Annotated in this window: 7 protein-coding genes; 3 read left to right on the top strand and 4 right to left on the bottom strand. The window is 69.3% G+C overall.

The genetic code is table 11. The features are described 5' to 3' along the window. Positions 1-13 precede the first annotated feature (13 nt). The 3 genes from ACSION_RS03380 to ACSION_RS03390 all read right to left on the bottom strand — a co-directional run bounded on the left by ACSION_RS03380 (position 14) and on the right by ACSION_RS03390 (position 3,468). Positions 14-1,324 (bottom strand): ABC transporter permease, encoded by a 1,311-nt coding sequence (locus tag ACSION_RS03380; protein WP_435304839.1) that lies wholly within the window; start codon positions 1,322-1,324, stop codon positions 14-16. A 75-nt stretch (positions 1,325-1,399) separates the two neighbouring features. Next, on the bottom strand, positions 1,400-2,122 hold the full coding sequence (locus ACSION_RS03385; RefSeq protein WP_093489866.1) for an ABC transporter ATP-binding protein: 723 nt from the start codon (positions 2,120-2,122) through the stop codon (positions 1,400-1,402). A 77-nt stretch (positions 2,123-2,199) separates the two neighbouring features. Beyond that, the gene (locus tag ACSION_RS03390) at positions 2,200-3,468 is read right to left on the bottom strand and encodes an efflux RND transporter periplasmic adaptor subunit (RefSeq protein WP_435304840.1); all 1,269 of its coding nucleotides are present in this window, start codon (positions 3,466-3,468) and stop codon (positions 2,200-2,202) included. Positions 3,469-3,662: 194 nt separating this feature from the next. On the opposite strand from ACSION_RS03390, the gene glmS reads away from it, so the two are divergent. The 3 genes from glmS to ACSION_RS03405 all read left to right on the top strand — a co-directional run bounded on the left by glmS (position 3,663) and on the right by ACSION_RS03405 (position 8,000). Then, complete coding sequence (gene glmS, locus ACSION_RS03395) at positions 3,663-5,489, top strand: glutamine--fructose-6-phosphate transaminase (isomerizing) (protein ID WP_435304841.1); 1,827 nt, start codon at positions 3,663-3,665, stop codon at positions 5,487-5,489. A gap of 118 nt (positions 5,490-5,607) precedes the next feature. After that, a complete protein-coding gene (locus ACSION_RS03400) occupies positions 5,608-7,089 on the top strand; it encodes an oligosaccharide flippase family protein (protein ID WP_435304842.1) in 1,482 nt (493 codons plus the stop codon). A 92-nt stretch (positions 7,090-7,181) separates the two neighbouring features. Then, on the top strand, positions 7,182-8,000 hold the full coding sequence (locus ACSION_RS03405; RefSeq protein WP_435304843.1) for a TIGR04325 family methyltransferase: 819 nt from the start codon (positions 7,182-7,184) through the stop codon (positions 7,998-8,000). A gap of 22 nt (positions 8,001-8,022) precedes the next feature. Here the strand turns inward: ACSION_RS03405 and ACSION_RS03410 are convergent, their stop codons facing one another. Continuing rightward, entirely contained in the window at positions 8,023-20,664 is a 12,642-nt protein-coding gene (locus ACSION_RS03410) for an amino acid adenylation domain-containing protein (protein ID WP_435304844.1), read from the bottom strand.

Raw genomic sequence — 20,664 nt, forward strand, 5'->3', positions numbered from 1 at the left:
TTGAATGGATGGGTCACTGGCTCTTGAGCTGGATCGCGGGCGTCACCTGCATGGCGCGCCACGCGGGCAGCATGCCGGCGAGCAGGCTGGCGACGATCGCCAACGCGAAGGTGGCCAGCAGCATCTTCATGTCCATGTGCGCGAGGTCGGCATAGCCGGCGGGCTGCTGGCGAACGGCCAGCAGGCCCAGCCAGGCGAGCACCAGGCCCAGCACGCCACCGACAAGCCCGACCGTGCCCGCTTCCACCAGGCATTGCGCGAAGATCGCCTTGCGTGTCGCACCCAGCGCGCGCCGCACGCCGATCTGCGAAGCGCGGCCCAGGAACTTGGCCAGCAGCAAGCCGACGGTGTTGAGCAGGCACACGGCCAGGAAGCCGAACGCCAGCCACACCTGCAGGCGAACGTCGGCGGGCACTGCGCCCTGCTTGTCCAGCCACCGCATCACGTTGTGCAGGTCCACGTTCGCGGGACGTTCGAAACGGCCGGCGGCGCGCTGCTGGTCGGAGTAGTTCTTCAGGTACTGCTTGTAGGCCTCGACCTTCTCCGGTGTGCCCAGCTCGACCCAGTACTGCAGCCACGAGCACGGCGCGTTCGGGCCTTGCGAGCCTTCTTCTTCCGCACTGGAGTCGCCCCAGCAGTTCATGTTGCCCTGCGTGCCCATCTTCAGCGCGCGCGAGGTCCAGAACGGCACGAACAGCTGCTCCACTTCGGTGAAGCGGTCCTGGGTCATGTCGTAGAACTTCGGTGCCGGACGCCATTCGTCCAGCACGCCGATGATGCGGAACGTCGCGCCGGAGGCCTTGATCTCGCGGCCGACGCTGTTGGCGCCACCGAACAGTTTTTCATTCAGCGCCTTGGAGATGACGGCCACGCGCGCGCGCGATTCGTCGTCGGCCGCCGACCAGCCGTTGCCGTAGCGGAACGGCACCTCGAACATAGGGAAGAAATCGGCGGTGGTGTAGCGCGAGTCGATGCGGAAGGGTTCGATCCTGCCGTCTTCGGTTTCGATCGAAGACGCGCCGCCGGTCATGAAGGCCTGCCGATCGCCCTTCTTGTCGCGCAGCATGCGCTCAGCGTCATGGCGGGTGAACTGGTCTTCCGGCTCGTCGCCGGGGGTGAAGCCGTTCGCCGAGCGCGGGTCGATGCGGGGATAGAACAGCTTGTCGCTCTTCTGCGGAATCGGGTCGCCCGACAGCACGTAGAACACGGTCAGCGTGGTCATGCTGGCGCCGATGCCGAGCGCGATGGCGAGCACCATCAGGAAGGTCAGCGCCTTGTTGCGCTTGAAGCTGCGCAGCGCGAGGGTGAAGTAGTAGCCGAACATACGTGGCTCCGTAGGGTGGGCCTTGGCCCACCATGTGGTGGTCTTGGTTCTGTCTGCGGTGGGCCGAGGCCCACCCTACGCGGAGGCGTTGGCTTCAGCGGCGTGCGCCGCACGGATCAGCGCAGGCTCCACCGACAGGTCGGTGGCCATGCCGTCCACGATATGCACGTTGCGCTGCGCGCGCGCCGCGAGTTCGGGATCGTGCGTGACCATGATGATCGTGGTGCCCTGGCGGTTGATCTCCTCCAGCAGCTCCATCACGCCGCGCGCCATCTGCGAGTCCAGGTTGCCGGTGGGTTCGTCCGCCAGCAGCAGGCGCGGACTGCCGGCCAGCGCGCGCGCGATCGCGGTGCGCTGCTGCTGGCCACCCGACAGTTCGGCGGGGTAGTGCTTCATGCGCGAGCCCAGGCCCACGCGGGCGAGCGCGTCTTCGATGCGCTGCTTGCGCTCGGCGGCGGGCATGCCGCGGTAGCGCAGAGGCACGTCGACGTTGTCGAACAGGTTGAGGTCGGGGATCAGGTTGAAGCCCTGGAAGATGAAGCCGATCTTCTGGTTGCGCAGGCGCGAACGCGCGTCGTCGCCCAGGTGGCTCACGTCCTGGCCGTCGAGCAGGAACTGCCCGCCCGTGAAGGTCTCCAACAGGCCGGCGATGTTGAGGAAGGTGGTCTTGCCGGAACCCGACGGGCCGGTGACCGCGACGAACTCGCCCTCGCGGACATGCAGGTCGAGCGAACGCAGCGCATGCGTTTCCACCTGTTCGGTGCGGTAGACCTTGGCGACTTGGCGCATCTCAAGCATGGCGGGTTCCTTCTTCGGGTTCGGGTGCGGAGTGGATGACGTGGGGGAGGACGCGTGGGGAAGGCGGGTGATGCGGATCAGTTGACCGAGACGCGCTCGGCATCGCCGAACAGGTCGCTGCCGGAGACGACGACCTTGTCGCCGGGCTGCAGGCCGCTCAGCACTTCGACATTGCTCAGGCTGCTGACGCCCAGTTGCACCGGGCGACGCACCGCGGAGCTGCCGTCCATGACATAGGCGTAGCGGCCGCCACCCTGTTCGACGAACGGGCCACGCTCGACCATCAGCACGTTGCGACGGGTGTCCATCAGGATGCGTGCGGACAGGCGCTGGTTCTGGCGCAGGCCGGGCGGCTGCTTCTCGGAGAAGCGCAGGCGGGTGACGACTTCGCCATTCACCACTTCCGGCGACACCGCGGAAATCTCGCCCGGGTACGGCTGGCCGGCGCTGGTCAGCGTGGCCGGCATGCCGATGGCGAGGTCGCGCGCGAAGCTTTCCGGCACCTTGATCTCGACTTCGAAGACGGACAGGTCGACCACGCTCAGCACCGGCGCGTTGATCGCCACGTTGGAGCGCTGCACGGCCTGCACCTGGCCAACCTGGCCGTCGAACGGCGCGCGCAGGGTCAGTGCATCGACCTGGCGCTGCACTTCGGCCACTACCGCGCGCTGGCGCTCGGCCAGCAGCTGCTTGTTGCGCGCATCCAGGCCGGCACCCTGGCCCTGCAGGCCGGCATCCTTGCGTGCGTGGGAAAGGGAGATCTCGGCCTTGCGCAGGTTGTCCTGGGCTTCCAGCACATCGACCTGCGGCACTGCGCCGCCTTCGAAGCCGCGCTGGTAGCGTTGCAGGGTGCGTTCGGCGGCCTGGCGTTCGATCTCCGCCTGGTCCAGCGCCTTCTGCGCGTTGGCGCGGGTGACGCTGGCGTCCAGCGTGGCGCGGCTGGATTCGGCTTCCAGGCCGGCCAGCGTGGTCTGTTCCTGCGCCAGCTTGCTGCGCAGTTCCGGGCTGTCGATCTCGGCCAGCGGCTGGCCCTTGGCGACCTTGTCGCCGGCCACGACCTTCAGCGTGACCACGCCACCGGCGACGGCGTACAGGGTGGGGCTGTTGGCGGCGATGACGCGGCCGTCGGCGGCGATGTCGCGGACCAGGTCGCCGCGGGTGACTTCGCCGAAACGCAGGCGGGCCCCGTCCACCGAGGCGGTGCCGGAGAGCCAGCCGCGGGCGGCGAACACGATGCCGGCCAACAGCAGGGCGCCACCGGCCGCAGGCCACACCCAACGGCGCCAGGCCGGGCGGGTCTGGGTGGAGCTGAGCACACGGTCTTGCGCGGAGGTGTCCCGAATCATCGGTGGCATGCGTTCTTTGGAATGACCTGCTCGTATCAGCAGGATGCGTGCCAAACGCAAGCAGTTGATTCAAAAGGGGGTTGTCCGGCGCAACAGGCTGTCCGGGTGTCCGCGGACACCCGCCGGACAGGGCCTGTCCAGTGCCGGACACGTAGAATGTCCACACGACTCATCCAGAAGGAAGGCGCAGGCCTATGTGCGGAATTGTGGGTGCGATCGCCGATCGCGACGTGGTGCCGGTACTCATCGAAGGACTGAAGCGGCTGGAATACCGGGGCTACGATTCGGCGGGCATCGCGGTGGTCGACCAGCAGGACGTGCGCCGCGTGCGTCGCACCGGCCGCGTGGCCGAAATGGAGGGTGCCGCCGCCGCCGAGGGCTTCAACGCGAGCCTGGGCATCGGCCACACGCGCTGGGCGACCCACGGTGGCGTCACCGAGGCCAACGCGCACCCGCACATCAGCCACGGCGTGGCACTGGTGCACAACGGCATCATCGAGAACCACGAGGAGCAGCGCGAGAAGCTGCGCGCGCTCGGCTACGTATTCGAGTCGCAGACCGATACCGAGGTCATCGCCCACCTCATGCACTACCACCTCAAGGGTGGCGACGACCTGTTGGCGGCGCTCCAGCGCACGGTGAAGGAACTGACCGGCGCCTACGCGCTGGCCGTGGTGAGTCGCAAGGAACCCGAGCGCATGGTGTGCGCGCGCATGGGCTGCCCGCTGCTCATCGGCCTGGGCGAGGGCGAGAACTTCATCGCCTCCGACGTGTCCGCGATCATCCAGGCTACCCGCCGCGTCATCTTCCTCGAGGAAGGCGACACCGCCGAAGTCACGCGGCAGTCGGTGCGCGTGTTCGACGGCAAGGACCAGCCCATCGAGCGCGACGTGCACGTCTCCGACGTGTCGCTGGCATCGCTGGAGCTGGGCCCGTACCGCCACTTCATGCAGAAGGAAATCCACGAGCAGCCGCGCGCGATCGCCGACACCATCGAGGCGGTCATCGACGGCGGCTTCTCGCCCACGCTGTTCGGTGCCAACGCCGAAGCGGCGTTGAAGGACATCGAGGGCGTGCAGATCCTCGCCTGCGGCACCAGCTATTACGCCGGCATGACCGCGCGCTACTGGCTGGAAGCCATCGCCGGCGTGCCGTGCAACGTCGAGATCGCCAGCGAATACCGCTATCGCGCCGCGTACGCGAACCCCAAGCACCTGATCGTCACCATTTCGCAGTCCGGCGAAACCCTGGACACGATGGAGGCGCTGAAGTACGCCAAGTCGCTGGGCCACCAGCACACGCTGTCGATCTGCAACGTGCCCGAGAGCGCCATCCCGCGCGCCAGCGAGCTGGTCTGCTACACCCGCGCCGGCGCCGAGATCGGCGTGGCGTCGACGAAGGCCTTCACGACCCAGCTGGCGGCGCTGTTCCAGCTGACCGTCGTGCTGGGCAAGTTGCGCGGCAAGGTCACGCCGGAGCAGGAAGCCGACTACCTGGAGCAGCTGCGCCACCTGCCGGGCAGCGTGCAGCACGCGTTGAACCTGGAGCCGCAGATCGCCGCGTGGGCCGAGCGTTTCGCACCGAAGTCCGATGCGTTGTTCCTCGGTCGCGGCCTGCATTACCCGATCGCGCTGGAAGGCGCGCTCAAGCTGAAGGAAATCTCCTACATCCACGCCGAAGCCTATCCGGCGGGCGAGTTAAAGCACGGGCCGCTGGCGCTGGTGGATGCGGACATGCCGGTGGTGGTGATCGCGCCGAACGACGTCCTGTTGGAGAAAGTGAAATCCAACATGCAGGAAGTGCGCGCGCGTGGCGGCGAACTGTTCGTGTTCACCGACCAGGACAGCCACTTCAGCGAGTCCGAGGGCGTGCACGTGATCCGGACCCCGCGCCATGTCGGCGTGCTCAGCCCCATCGTGCACACCATTCCGGTGCAGCTGCTGGCGTACCACACCGCGCTGGCGCGCGGCACCGACGTGGACAAACCGCGCAACCTCGCCAAATCGGTGACGGTGGAGTAACGCGGCGGGATAGGCCTCCCCGGGACCCCGGCATCCCCGGGCATGTCCTGGGGGCGGCGCTCCGTCCGTTTCAGGGGATGCGTGGAGCCGCCGGGTGGCGGCGTACTGGGGACTGCGCGTGTCGAACCGCCGGGTGCTGAACACCGCCTACGCATCGCTCGGCGTCTACGTCGAATACCTGCTGGGGCTGGTTGCCTCGATCCTGATCGCGCGCGCGCTGCAGCCCGCCGACATGGGCGTGTATGGGCTGCTCGTGTGGATCTGCGCCACCGGCGTGGTGGTGGCGAATGCGGGCATCACGCTGGCCGCGATCAAGTTCGTCGCCGAGCTGCGAGGCGCGGGGCACGAGGCGCTGGTCGGCGTGCTGATGCAACGGCTGCGGCGCCTGCAGCGCGTGACCTTGTGCGGCGTGCTCGCGGCGGTGGTGGTCATCCTGTTGCTGTCGCACCAACGGCTCGTGCCGGGCGTGGCGTGGATGCCGCTGGCCTTGATGCTGCTGTCGCTGGCGCTGCGTGCTCCGTACATGCTCAACGTGGCCCTACTGAAGGGGCGCGAGGATTTCCGGTCCACCGCGATCATCGCCGGGCTGGGCGCCATCGCAAATCTTGCGATGGTGCTGGCATTGATCTGGGCCGATGCCGCGACGCTCCGGAACTTCCTCGCGGTCTACGCGCTGTCCAGCCTGTTGTTCTGGGGCTTGTCGCAGTGGCGCGCCAGGCCTTCCGGCCAGGCCGCGGCGGGCGCCACGCTGCCTGCCGACATGGAGGCGCGCCTGCGGTACCACCTGCGCATCGTGGCCTTCACCAGCATCGTGGGCACCATCGGCAGCGGCGAACTCGAACTGTTGCCGATCACGCTGTTCGCGACGGCCGCCGACGCCGGCCTGTTCAAGGTGGCCAGCGCGCTGGCATCCGGCGCGGCATTGCTGGTGCCGGGCGTGCTGAGTGCGCAGTTGCTGCCGATGATGGCGCACGCCCGCGGACACGGGCAGGGCGAGGCGGAGTTCCGCTTCGTCGCGACCACGACCTGGCTCGTGATGCTCGGCGCACCCCTGGTCGCGTTCGGCTTCGTACATGCGTCCACGCTGATTCCGTGGCTGTACGGAAGCGCGTACGCGCCCGCCGGCGCGGTATTCGCGGCATTGCTGGTGGCGCGCACCGCGAGTGTCATCGGCCAGGGGGCGACGGCGTACCTGCTCAGCGCGGATCAGCAAAAAGGATTGATGCAGTTGACCGTGCTGTTCACGCTGCTGCGCCTGGTCTTCATCTTCCTGGCGGCCTGGGCCTACGGCTTGTGGGGTGCGGTGACGGCAACCGTGGTGCTGGCCCTGCTGGGCTCGGCGTCCACGATCGCGATGGCGTTGCGCGTTGCCAAGGCCCGCCTGCCCATGCTGCGCCTGCTGCGCATTCTTGCGGCGGCGGCCGTGCCTGCACTGGCCTGCCTGTCGGTGCGCGCGCTGCCGCCCTTCTGGATGCTGTGCGCCGGCGCGACGATCTTCGCCATGGGCTATCCGCTGGCGCTGTGGGTGCTGCGAGGACTCGAGCCGGCTGAAGCGGCGATCGTGCGCGGCTGGCTACGCCGCTCGCGGCGGACGGTCTAACCCTCCTTCGCCTGCGCGGGTTGTAGCAGGGGACAGGTGTCCGGGCGCGCCACTGCGGCAGGGACAATCGGACGCTGTGCTAGCATCGATGCATGGGGTGGGTCGACTTCAGCGAGAAAGTGGCGCGGCACGCATGGCGCGTGCCCGTGGTCGGGCAGCTGCTCGCGCTGGATCATGCGCGTGCGTTCGCGAAGATGCCGCCCAACCGGTTCCTCGGCGTGCATCCCGACTTCGCAACCGCCGAAGCGGCGATCCCGCGCGGCCAGCGCATCGGCTACGACCACGAGCTGCTCGCCGGCATGTACCGCGACCGCATGCAGAAGGCATGCGAGAGCGACTATGCGGTGCTGTTCTGGTTGCGCGACCTGCTGAAGCCCGGCACGCACGTGTTCGATTTCGGCGGCCACGTGGGCGTCAGCTGGTACGGCTGGCGGAATTATCTCGCGTATCCGCCTGGCTTGCGCTGGACCGTCTGCGACGTGCCCGCGATCGTGCGCCACGGCGAGGCCATGGCGCTCGAACAAGGGGCGCAGGGATTGGCTTTCACGAGCGATCTGCACGATGGTCGCGACGCCGACGTGCTGCTGTCGGCGGGAGCGCTCCAGTACGTCGACATGACCTTGCCCGACCTCCTCGCGGGCATGGGCTGTCGTCCGACGCACATCATCGTCAACAAGCTGCCGCTGTACGAAGGACCGACGTTCGTGACCGTGCAGTCGACAGGCCGCGCCTTCCATCCCTATCGCATCTTCAACCGCACCGAGTTCGTCGAAGGGATCGTCGCGCAGGGGTACCGTGTCGTCGACGATTGGCAGAACAGCGAAGTGAGGTGCCATGTCCCGATGACGCGAAACCGCAGCGTCGACGCGTACAGCGGCTACTGTTTCGAGCGACTGCCGGCCACGCGCTGAGCTTCCGCGCTATACGGTCCACTCATTCCTCTTTCCGGCGCCCCAGTGCGGCGAGCATCCGCGCGACCAGCGTCCTGCGTTCGCGCGATGGTGCGCCCGAACTGTCCGGACTGCCGGTTGAATCGATTTCGCATTCCGCCGCGATCTGCGCCAGCGTCTGGAAGACGAACGCGCGCGGACCCACCGTGAGCCCATGGCGCGTATGCAGCAATGCCACCGCGCGCATGATCAACAGCGAATGTCCGCCCAGGTCGAGGAAGTTGTCCTGCGTGTCGACATGGGCGATACCGAGCAATTCGCACCAGACCTCGGCGATCGCGCGTTCGGCCGTTGTCGACGGGGCGTGTGCATGGCGCGGCGCGGTCGGTGTTTCCGCCGGTGCGATCGCGGGCAGGGCATGTCGGTCGACCTTGCCGTTGGGCGTCGTCGGGATCCGCTCCACCACCATCCAGTGCGACGGCACCATGTAATCGGGCAGCTGCTGGCGCAGGTGCGCACGCAATTGCGCGCGATCTACCTCGGCGCCTGCGCGAGGTACGAGGTAGGCGGCCAGCACGGCCTCCCCCGTGCCGCTGCGCGACAGCGCGACCACGGCCTGGGCGATATCCGGATGGCGCGACAGCGCAGCATCGATCTCGCCGGTCTCGATGCGGTGGCCGCGCAGTTTCACCTGCCCGTCCTGCCGGCCCAGGTGCTGGAGCTGGCCGTCGCCGCGCCAGCGGCCTAGATCGCCGGTCCGGTACATGCGCGCACCGTCTTGGCCGTCTTCCGCGACGAAGCGTTCGGCGGTCAGTTCGGGGCGCGCATGGTATCCGCTGGCGACGCCGTCGCCCGCGATCACGATTTCGCCCGTCGCACCGATCGGCATCGGATGCCCGTCCGGCGACAGGATATGGATGCGCGTATTGCCGATCGGATGGCCCACGACGATGTCGCCCAGCCCCGGCGTGATGTGCGCGCAGGTGGACCAGACCGTGGTCTCGGTCGGGCCATACATGTTCCAGAGCTCGCCAACGCGCGACAGCAGGGCTTCGGCCAGTTCGGTGGGCAGCGCTTCGCCGCCGCATAGCGCCTTCCACTGCGGGCCACCCCGCCAACCGGCCTCCAGCAACAAGCGCCACGTCGACGGCGTGGCCTGCAGGGTATCGATCCTGTGTTCCTCGAGCAGCGCGCGCAAGCGCACGCCATCGCTGGCGTCCTCGCGGTCGACCAGCAGCATCTCGGCGCCGCACAGCAAGGGCAGCAGGAGCTCCAGCACCGCGATGTCGAACGACAGCGTGGTGACGGCCGCCAGTCGCGACGTGGGCGACAGCGCGGGGCGCTGCTGCATCGACAGCAGGAAATTCAACACCGCACGACGAGGCACGACGACGCCCTTCGGCACGCCGGTCGAGCCCGAGGTGTAGATCAGGTAAGCCGGCGCATCGCCGGCGATCTCCACGGCGGCTCCGGTCGGCGCATGCGCGAGCGCTTCGTCGAGGGGCAGCATGCCGCGTGGATCGAGCCAGTCGGGCACGTTGTCGTCCGCCATCACCAGGGCGGCGCCGGCATCCTGCACCATGAACGCAAGGCGCGCCGGCGGGAACATGGGGTCGAGCGGCAGGTAGGCCGCCCCGCTGCGCAGGACGCCAAGCAACGCGGCCACCATCTCCGCGCGGCGCCCGAGGTGCAGGCCGACCACGTCGCCCGGACCGATGCCACGCGACGCCAGCGCGGCGGCGATGCGGTCCGCCTGGTCCGCCAGTCCCGCAAAGCTCTGTGCAGACACGGCATCGCGGATCGCGACGCGCTCGCCATGCGCGACCAGCGCGTCATGCAGGTGCGTGGACAGTTCAACCTCCGGCAGCGGCATCGCGGTGTCGTTCCAGCGTGCGAGCGTCGCGCTTTCCTCGTCGCTGATCGCGAGCAGCGACGGCAACGCCTGTGGCCGCGAATCCGCCAGGCGCTCCAGCAACGCCAGATAGCGCTTGCCCAGCCACGACGCGGTGTCGCGCAGCAGGATGTCGGTATTGAAGTTGAGTCCGCCGACCAGTCCGTCCGCGCCATCCAGGAACCACAGCGCGACGTCCTGTGCGGCGGCCGCCTGGAAGACCGGCACGTTGTGGTGGCGCAGGTCGCCCCAGGCGCATGGGCGCTGCCGCGCATCCTGATACGAGAAGAAGGCCTGGTAGAGCGGGAAACGGCTCGTGTCGCGACGATCGTCCAGCACGCGCACCAGGTGTTCGAACGGAACGTCCTGGCAGCCCAGTGCCTCGACCAGTTCCGCACGCGTGGCCATCACCAGCGCATCGAAGCTGGCGGCGGTGTCCACGCGCAGGCGCAACGGCAGCGCATTGACGAAGAAGCCGGCCACGGACTCCAGGTCTGCCGTACCGCGACCGCGCACGGGCGTGCCGATCACCAGGTCCGTCTGGCCGGTGGCCTGATGCAGCAGCAGCGTCCATGCGGCCAGCAGGACGTGGAACAACGTGCCGCCTTCGCGCTGGGCGCGTTGCCGCAACGCATTCGCGGTGGCGTCCGGCACTTTCAGCCAGACGGTGTCGCCGTCGCCGCTCTGCACCGGCGGACGCGGCAGGTCGGTCGGCAGTTCGAGGACCCGCGGCGCATCCTCGAGTCGTGCTTGCCAGAAGGCCAGCTGCCGCGCCAGCTCCGGCCCGGCCATCCAGTCGTTGTGCCACGCGGAGAAATCCGCGTACGTCACCGGCAGCTGCGGTACCTCGGCGTCGCGCCCGTCGCGTTCCGCCGCGTACAGCGCCGCCATCTCGTCGTAGAAGAGATCGAAGGACCATCCGTCCCAGACCAGATGATGGGCCATGAAGAACAGCACGTGTTCGTCATCGGACAGGGCGAACAGGCGCGCGCGGAACAGCGGTCCCCGCACCAGGTCGAACGGTCGCGCGATCTCGTCCTGCATGCGCCGGGCGAGTTCGCCCTCCTGCGCATCGCCCTCGAGCCCACGCAAGTCATCGCAGGACAGCGTTGCATCGACCTTCTCGAGCACGCGCTGGTACGGCGCGCCCTCGTGCTGGCCGATGATCGTGCGAAGCACCGACTGGCGCTCCACGAGCTGCGCGAACGCGGCCTGCAGCGCGTCCCGGTCGAGCGCGCCCTGCAGCCGATGCGCAGACGGCACGTTGTAGACGGTGCGGCCCGGATGCAGCTGTTCGAGGTACCACACGCGTTGCTGCATCAACGAGAGCGGTGCCGGTGTTTCCGCACCCAGCCGCGGGATCACCGCGGCCGCATCCTGCGTGCGACTGGACAGCCAGGCGGAGAGGCGTCCGATGGTCGGATGATCGAACACCGCCCGCATCGGGATCTGGTGGTCGAGCGCACGCCCCAGGCGCGCGGCGAGTTGCGCCGCCAGCAGCGAATGTCCGCCGAGGGCGAAGAAATCGGCGTCGCGGTCCACCTGCGGCAGGGCCAGCAGTTCGCGGAAAAGCGCGGCGACGCGGGCCTCGTCCGGATCGAGCAACGCGTCGTTGCCGGCCGGGGCCGCGCTGGTGCGCACGACCGCATCCTGGGGAGCGGGCAGGGCGTTACGGTCTATCTTGCCGCTGGTGGTCAGCGGCAGCGTGGGCAGCGGGACGCAACGCTGCGGCACCATGTAGGAAGGAAGCCGCTGAGCGACGTGCGCGCGGAGCGTTTCTTCGTCGATGTCGACACCCGGATGCGGCACGACATAGGCGAGCAGCCGGGTCTCGCCGCCCGGTGCGGGGCGGCCGACCACCACGGCGCGGGCGACGGCGGGATGCGCCATCAGCGCATGCTCCACTTCGCCGGCTTCGATGCGGTAACCGCGGATCTTGAGCTGGAAGTCGTTCCGGCCCAAGCATTCGAGCGTGCCGTCGTTGCGCCAGCGGCCGAGGTCGCCGGTCCGGTAGAGGCGGCCAAGCGTGCCGTCGTCGATGAAGCGCTCGGCGGTCAGTTCGGGTCGGCCGAGGTAGCCGCGCGCGACCCCCTCGCCGCCGATGCACAATTCACCGACGACGCCGATCGGCACCTCGATACCGCGCGCATCCAGCACGTGGAATTGCGTGTTCTGCAGCGGCTGGCCGATCGGAACGGTCGCATCGACGCCATAGACGCGGTGGCGACTGGACCACACAGTGGTTTCCGTGGGGCCGTACACGTTCCACAACGCCCCCACACGCGGCAACAGCGCGGCGGCAAGATCGGCCGGCAGCGCTTCGCCACCGCACCAGGCACGCAGGGCCATGTCGCCCTGCCAGCCGGCGTCCAGCAGCATCCGCCACGCAGCCGGCGTCGCCTGCATCACGTCGACCCGGTGCGCAGACAGCAGTGCGCGCAAGCGATCGGGATCGGCGGCATCCTCGCGACCGGCCAGCCAGACCGTGGCACCGGTCGCCAACGGAAGCAGCAGCTCGCACACGGCGATGTCGAACGAGAGCGTCGTGAGCGCCAGCACCACATCGCCTTCGCCCATGCCGGGCGACGCGCGCAAGGTGTCGATCAGGTTGGCCACGTTGCGATGCCTAACCTGTACGCCCTTGGGACGCCCCGTCGAACCGGAGGTGTAGATCGCGTAGATGTCGTCGTCGGCCGTGCCGCCGTGCACCGGCCATGGCCCTGCATGCGACAACGCCATGTCGATCGGCAGCAGCGCCACGCGATCCAGCACGTTCGCATGGTGCGCCAGCAAGGAGGGATGGCCGAGGACGAGCCGCAGGCCTGCGTCCTCGATCATGAAGGCGAGACGCTCGGCAGGCGTGGCCGGATCCAGCGGCACGTAGCATGCCCCGGCACGCAGGACGCCCAGCAGGGCAGGCAGCAGGGCGAGATCGCGCTCGAGCAGCAGGCCGACCCGATCGCCTGCGCGCACACCCGCCACCGCGAGCGCACCCGCGACAGCGGCGCTGCGGGCGTCGAGCGCGGCATACGTCAGCGTTCCCGAGGACGTTTCGACGGCGACGGCGGACGGTGCGCGCCGGGCCTGCGCCAGCACGAGCTGTTCGATGCGCGCGTCGCGTGGATACTCGGCCGCGGTCGCATTCCACGCATCAAGCAGGGAGCGATCGTGGGCGCCGAGCAACGGCAGCGCGCCGACTTCCGCGGTGGGAGCCTGGGTGGCGCCGAGCAGCAGGGTTTCGAAACATGCCATCCAGCGCGCGAGCGTGGCGGCATCGAAGAGGTCGGCGTTGTACTGGCATTCCAGCCGCATCCCGCCGACGCCCAGGTCGACGGCGTTGACGAATACCTCGAACGTTTCGAACGTCCGCGGATTGCTCGCGAGCTCGAGCTCCACGCCAGGCATCGCGGCATGTTCGCCGGAGAGCGCCTGGTCGATGTTGAACATCACGCTCATCAGCGGCAGGCGGCTGCGGTCGCGTGGCAGGGGCAACGCACGCAGCAGTTCGCCGAAGGTGATCGCCTGGTGATCGTAGGCATCCATCAGCATGCTGCGGCTGGCATCGACCAGCGTGTCGAACGCGAGTGCACCGGACGGACGCAGGCGCAGCGGCAACATGTGCACGCAATGGCCGACCAGTCCTTCCAGCCCGGCGGCCGCCTGTCCGGCAGCCGGCACGCCGATGACGACATCTTCCTGGCCCGACAGGCGATGCAGCAGTGCCGAGAAGCCCGCGATCAATGTCGCGAACAGGCTGGCGCCCTGGCTGGCGCCCAACTTGCGCACCTGCGTCACCAACCCGGCGGGCAGCATGTGGTCGATGCGGCCCGCGCGTTGCGTGCGCACGGCCGGTCGCGGTCGATCGGTCGGAAGGTCCAGGGCAGGACCGCCGTCCTCGAACAGCGTGGCCCACCACGCCAGGTCGCCCGCCGAGCCGGCGGGCTGCGCAGCGCGCATGCGCGCGTAGTCGGCGAACGAAGGGGGCGCCTGCAACGGCGCGTCATCGCGGCACGCGGCCGCGAGCTCCTTGACCAGCACCCAGAACGACCAGCCATCCAGCACGATGTGGTGGCCACTCAGCACCAGCGCGTGGTGGCCATCGGCAAGCCGCAGCAGTTCGGCGCGCAGCAGGGGTCCATTCGCGAGATCGAACGGCTCGGAGACGTGGCGCGTCGTGATCGCCGCGAGCTCGGCGCCGGGATCGGACGCCTGCGAGAGGTCGCGCAACGGGACGTCCAGGGGAGCGACGGTATCGGGTACCTGCAACCACAGGCCGTCGTCGGAGAACGTCGAACGCAGCGCATCGTGCCGCTGCGGCAGCGCGCCGACCGCGGCCCGCAGCCTTTCCGCATCGAGCGTGCCGCGCAGATGCAGCGTCACCGATTCGTTGTAGGCCAGCGATGCCTCGGTGCCCAGCCTGTCGGCCAGCCAGACCTCGCGCTGCGGTTCGGTCGTCGGCACGCGGCGCACGCCATCGCCGGCATCCGTCTGTTCGCGCGCGCGCACGGGGAAGAAGCCGCTCGCGATCATCTCCGACGCCGCGTCGCGATACGCCTCGACGATGCGATCCAGGTCGGCGTCGCTGTGGGCCGTGGTCAGGAAGCACGGGAAGTTGTCGAGGATGTGGATGCCGCGATCGCGCAGCATCACGTAGAGGAGGTCGCCGTACGGGAGATCTTCGGTGAACACGTTGCGCCACCATGAGGCGAACGTGACCAGTTTGAATGGCGCACCGAGCTCGTCCATCGCCTGGTTGACGCGCGCGACCATCGCCGCGGTCCGCTGGTTCAGCCCTTCCTGCAGCGACGGCCCGACTTCCGCGAAGTGCTCCAGCGTGGCGTGGGTCGCCGCCAGCGCGAGCGGATGGCGCACGAAGGTGCCGGCGAAGTACGTCACGCCGACGCTGGGTACGGAATCATCGCCGTATTCCCAGTGGCCGCCGTCCAGCGCATCCATGTATTCGCGCTTGCCCGCGATCACGCCGATCGGGAAGCCGCCGCCCACCGCCTTGCCATAGCTGCCGAGGTCGGCCTGGATGCCGAACACGCCCTGCACGCCGCGCGGATGCGCGCGGAATCCGGTCACCACTTCGTCGAAGATCAACAGGGAACCGGAGGCCGTGGTGATCTCGCGCAGCTCGCGCAGGAAGTCCACCGGCTGGAAATCGGGGCGCCGGCTCTGCACGGGTTCCACCAGGATGGCGGCGAGTTCGTGCGCGCGCTCGCGCAGGATGCGCAACGATTCCTCGGTGCCGTACTCCAGTACGAGGATGTTGCGCGCGGCCTCGGGCATGATGCCGGGTGCGGCGGGCACGCTGCGCAGCGAACGCGTGCCGCGGACGATCACCTCGTCGAAGATGCCGTGGTATGCGCCTGCGAACATCGCAATCGTGCTGCGGCCGGTCACGGTCCTGGCGATGCGCATGGTGCCCATCACCGCTTCGGAGCCGGTGTTGCAGAACGCCGCGCGCTCGGTGCCGGCGATCTGGCAGAACAGGCGCGCGGCTTCGCCCGCGAGCACGTGCTGCGGGCCGATCTCGTAGCCCTGCTCGATCCGCTCATGCAGGCATTCGCGCAGGAAATCCGGCTGCCAGCCGAACAGGTTCATGCCGAAGCCATTGAGGACGTCGACATACTCGTTGCCGTCGAGGTCCCACACGCGCGCACCGCACGAACGCTCCACGACGATCTGGTAGACGAGTTCCTTCGTGAGCGGGCGGAAGCCGTTGACCACCCGCGGGTCCGCCATGTGCGGGCGATGCTCGACGGTGTACGCCTTGGACTTCGCGGTGCGTGCCGTGTAGCGCGCGACGAGCGCGTCCAGGCGCGAGCGCTGCAGGGGCGTCAACGCGTCGCGCTGGGTGTGGATGCGCGCGATCGCGCCGAAGGCCTTGCGCACGTCGTAGCGTTGCGCCGCAGTGGCCTCTTCGTCGTTGTCGGCCGGAGGCGGTGTCGACGCGGAAGCGGTCGGCGCGGTCGTGCCCGCCGGTTCGCGCGCGGCGGAACCGGCGGGCGTGGCTTCATCCAGCCGTGCCGCCAGGCGCGCGGCGGTGCCGTACTGCTCCATTACCTGCCGGAACGACAGCTGCACGCCGAACACGCGCTGCAACTGCAGCGCCAGCTGCGTCAGGGCGAGCGAATCCAGCCCCAGCTCCAGCCAGGCGGTGTCTGCATCGGCAGGCGTGAGTTCCAGGCCGGAGACCTCTTCCACCAGCGCGAACAGCCGCGTCCGTGTATCGGAAACCTCGGGTTGGGTGGCCGCATCGGTGGCCTGCGCAGGCGCGGCGTCGACCGCGTCGTCATCGTGCTGTGCCGGCACGGACGCGGCGGTTGCCGTGCCGAGGAGGCCTGCGTCGATCCAGTGCCGCTGGCGCTCGAACGGATAGAGCGGCAGGGCGACCTTGCGCCGCTGCTCCCCCTCGCCGTACGCCCGCCAGTCCGGCTGGATGCCTGCCGCCCACAGGCGCCCGAGTGCTTCGGCGACCGCGGCCGACTCGCCCTCGGGGGCGTCGGCGAGGCTGGCGAGGATCACCTGCGAGGCGCGGCCTCCGGGCGCGCATTGGCGCGCGAGCGTCGCCAGCGTCGTGCGCGGGCCGATCTCCAGCAGGACGCGTGCTTCGTCTTCCAGCAGGCGTGCCGCCGCCGGAGCGAAGCGCACGGGCGCACGCAGGTGGCCTGCCCAGTAATCCGGATCGCAGGCCTGCGCGTCCGTCAGCCAGTCGCCGGTGACCGTGGACACGATCGGGGTGCGCGGTGCGTGCAATGCGATCGTCGCCAGGCGTGCGCGCATCGGCGCGACCACCGGATCCATCATCGCCGAGTGGAACGCATGCGATGTCACCAGTCGGCGCGCGGCGACACCCTCGGCCGCCAGTCGCGCCTCGAGCGCTTCGATCGCCGGTGTCGGGCCTGCGACGACGCACAAGCCAGGCGCGTTTTCCGCGGCGAGCTCCAGCGGGCCCTCGAGATACCGTGCGACATCGGCAACCGGCAGGCGCGCCGAGAGCATGCTGCCCGGCGGCTGCGCGTTCATCAGGCGGCCGCGCAGCGCCACCAGCCCGATCGCGTCTTCCATCGACATCACGCCGGCCAACGCCGCGCAGACGAATTCGCCGATGCTGTGGCCTGCGAGTGCGCCGGGAACGATGCCCCACGACAGCCACAGCCGTGCGAGCGAGTATTCGAGCGCGAACAGCGCCGGCTGCACGGTTTCGGTCGTGGCGAGCGCATCCGCGCCGGCATCCATCAGGCGTGCGCGTGGGTCGCCACCGAACGCATCCGCCAGCGCCGCGCAGCAGGCGTCGTAGGCGTCGCGGAACACGGGTTCGTCCGCATACAGGCCCGCGCCCATCGCGGCGTACTGCGAGCCCTGGCCCGGGAACAGGAAGGCAACGCCCGCACCGCCGTTCGCGCGAGTCGGCTGCGCTGTCGGCTGGAGGCGCGCGATCGCCTCGGCATGGTCGCGTGCGGCGACGCTGCGGCGATAGGGAAACGCGCGACGCCCGACGCGCTGCGTATGCGCGATGTCCGCGAGCGCATGCTGCGCGCCACCGCCCGGTCCGGTGTCGGCAAGGAACGTGGCCAACCGATGAGCCGCTTGTTCCAGCGCCTGTGGGGTGCGCGCGGACAAGGTCAGGATCTGCTGCGTCCGCGCGACGGAAGAAGCGGAAGGGGCCGGCGGCGCTTCCTGCAGGACGACGTGCGCATTGGTGCCACCGAAGCCGAACGCACTCACGCCTGCGCGGCGCGGTGCATCGCCGCGCGGCCACTTCACCGCCTGCGCGGCGGGCACGAAGGGCGTCGCATCGAAATCGATCTGGGGGTTGGGCGATGCGTATCCGATCGTCGGCGGGATCTGCTCGCGATGGAGCGACAACGCGGTCTTGATCACGCCAGCGGCACCGGCGGCGGTGACGAGGTGGCCGACATTGCTCTTCAGCGACCCGATCGCGCAGAAGCCGCGATCTTCGGTATGCCGGCGGAACGCGCGGGTCAGGCCCTCGATCTCGATGGGGTCGCCAATGGGCGTGGCGGTGCCGTGCGCTTCGACATAACCGATGGTGCGGGCGTCCACGTCGGCTGCGTCGTGCGCCATCGCGATAACGGCCGCCTGGCCGGCGGGATTGGGTGCGGTGAAGCTGGCGCGCGAGGCGCCGTCGTTGTTCACCGCGCCGCCGAGCAGCAGCGCGTAGATCGTGTCGCCCGCCGCCTGCGCATCCGAAAGGCGCCGCAGCGCGAGGATCGCCACGCCATCGGAGAACACCGTGCCCGCCGCCTGCGCATCGAACGTGCGCGTGTGGCCGTCCGGCGAGGCCATCGCGCCTTTCTGGTACAGGTAGCCGCTGTCCGGTGGGCAGGTGATCGCCACGCCGCCCGCGAGGGCGAGGTCGCACTGCCCGTTGCGCAGCGCATCGATGGCCATCGCGGTGGCGACCAGCGACGTCGAGCACGCCGTGTGCACGCCGACGGCCGGTCCTTCCAGTCCCAGCTTCCACGCCGCGCGCGTCGCCAGGTAGTCCTTCTCGTTCGCCAGCATCACCGGCAGAGCGCCGAGTCGCGCGACGAGCTCCGGGTGCGCGCGCACATGGTGTTCGAGGTAACTGGCGTTGTACATGCCGCCGTACACGCCGATCCGCCCGGCGAACGATTCGGGCACGTAACCGGCATGCTCCAGCGCATGCCAGGTGCATTCGAGGAAGTGGCGATGTTGCGGATCGGTCAGCTGCGCCTCGAGGGGCGAGATGCCGAAGAACGCCGCATCGAAATACTCCACGCCGTCGAGCGTGCCGCGCGCCCGCACGTAGGCGGGATCGTCGCGCAGCGACGCGGGGATGGACGGGTCCAGTTCGTCCGTGCCGAACGTGCGGATCGATTCGCGCCCGTCGCACAGGTTGCGCCAGAACGCTTCGATATCGGCGGCGCCCGGGAAGCGTCCCGCCATGCCGACGATGGCGATGGGTTCGCGTGTGTCGCGCGGCATCGTCGATGCCGTCGGCAATGACGCGGCAGGCGCGGTGGCGCCCAGCAGCGACGCCACGCCTGCAGGCGTGGGCGCGGAGAACAGTTGCGCGGGACGCAGGTCGCCGAGGCCCCGGCTGCGCAACTGCTGGAGCAGCCGCAATGCCGACAGCGAGTCGCCGCCGAGTTCGAAGAAGGCATCGTCGGCGCCGACGTCATCCAGTGCGAGCACGTCGGCGAAGACCGCGCACACCGCGGCTTCGCGAGCGTCGCGGGGAATGCGTGCGATGGCCAGGTGCGCGGGACGCGCCTGCGACGGGCGGGGCAGCGCGGCGCGGTCGAGCTTGCCGTTCGCGGTGAGCGGCAGCGCCGGCAACGGGATGAACGCGGCGGGCACCATGTAGTCCGGCAAGACGCCCGCCAGCGCCTGGCGCAGCGCGGCAGGCGTGATGCCCTCGCCCACGACGTAGGCCAGCAGCCGGCGACCCGCCGGGCCGTCGTCGGCGATGACCGTGCTGGTGCGCACGCCAGGTTGGCGCGCCAGTACGGCCTCGATTTCACCCGGCTCGATCCGATAACCGCGGATCTTCACCTGGCGATCGATACGACCGAGGAATTCCAGCACGCCATCCTCGCGCCAGCGGACCTGGTCGCCGGTGCGGTAGAGGCGCACGCCGTCGGCCGCGACCGTGAAGCGTTCGCCATCCAGATCCGGGCGGCCCAGGTAGCCGCGTGCGAGCCCGCCACCGCCGATGTGCAGTTCGCCCGGCGCACCCGCCGGCACTTCGTTGCCTGCGGCATCCAGCACGCGCACGTGCGTGTCGGCGATCGGACGGCCGATGGGCACGTTGTCCACCGCCGCGGGGAGCGGATGCGGCACCGGATAGGTCGTCGCGAACGTCGTGCATTCGGTCGGGCCGTATCCGTTGTGCAGCGCCAGCCCCGGCAAGGCGTGCTGCGCGCGCCGCAGGTGCACCGGCGACAGCGCCTCGCCACCGGTATAGAGCGATTGCAGGCCGCGCAATGCGCCGGGATCCTCATCGATCACGGCATTGAACAGCGCGGCCGTCAGCCACGCGGTGGTGGCAAGCAGCGCATGGATCGCCTCACCCAGCGCGGCGGCATCCGGCACGGGAGCCGTCAGGATCACGCAGGTGCCGCCGTTGAGCAGCGGCCCCCACAGCTCCAGCGTGGACGCATCGAAACCCAATGGCGCGGCGTGCAGGAAGCGTGTCTGTTCGCCGAGCGCCACGTAGTCGACGTCCACGACGAGGCGCAGGATCGCGCGATGTTCGATCTGCACGCCTTTCGGCGTGCCGGTCGAACCCGAGGTGTACATCACGTAGGCGAGGTCATCCTGCGTCGTGGCGTCGGGTGGCGCGTCGCCGGGAACGTCGTCGGCCGCTATGTCGCCCGGCAGGCAATGCGCCACCAGGCCCTGCAGCGATTCCGCATGCGCTGCATCCGTCAGCGCGATGCGCACGCCGGCGTCGGCGAACACCTGCCGCACGCGTTCGACCGGCAGTTCGGGGTCCAGCGGAAGATAGGCGGCGCCCGCTTTCAGGATCGCCAGCGCCGCGACGATGGCATGCGGGCCACGCGGCAGGCAGATCGCGATCCGCTCGCCGCGGGAGAGGCCCAGGCCGAGCAGTCGGTGGGCCAGCGCATCGGAGCGACGATCGAGCGTGGCGTAGTCCATCTCGCCGCCGATCCATGCCAACGCGGTGCGCGCCGGATGCCGTGCGGCGCAGGTGCGGAACAGGCCATGCACGGTCGTGGCGGGGCGCGGTCGACCGGGGTTGTACGCCCGGTCGGCACCGGAGGACGAGGAGGGCAC

The sequence above is a fragment of the Pseudoxanthomonas sp. LjRoot125 genome (assembly GCF_964252705.1).
In the GTDB taxonomy this organism is placed as follows: Bacteria; Pseudomonadota; Gammaproteobacteria; order Xanthomonadales; family Xanthomonadaceae; genus Pseudoxanthomonas_A.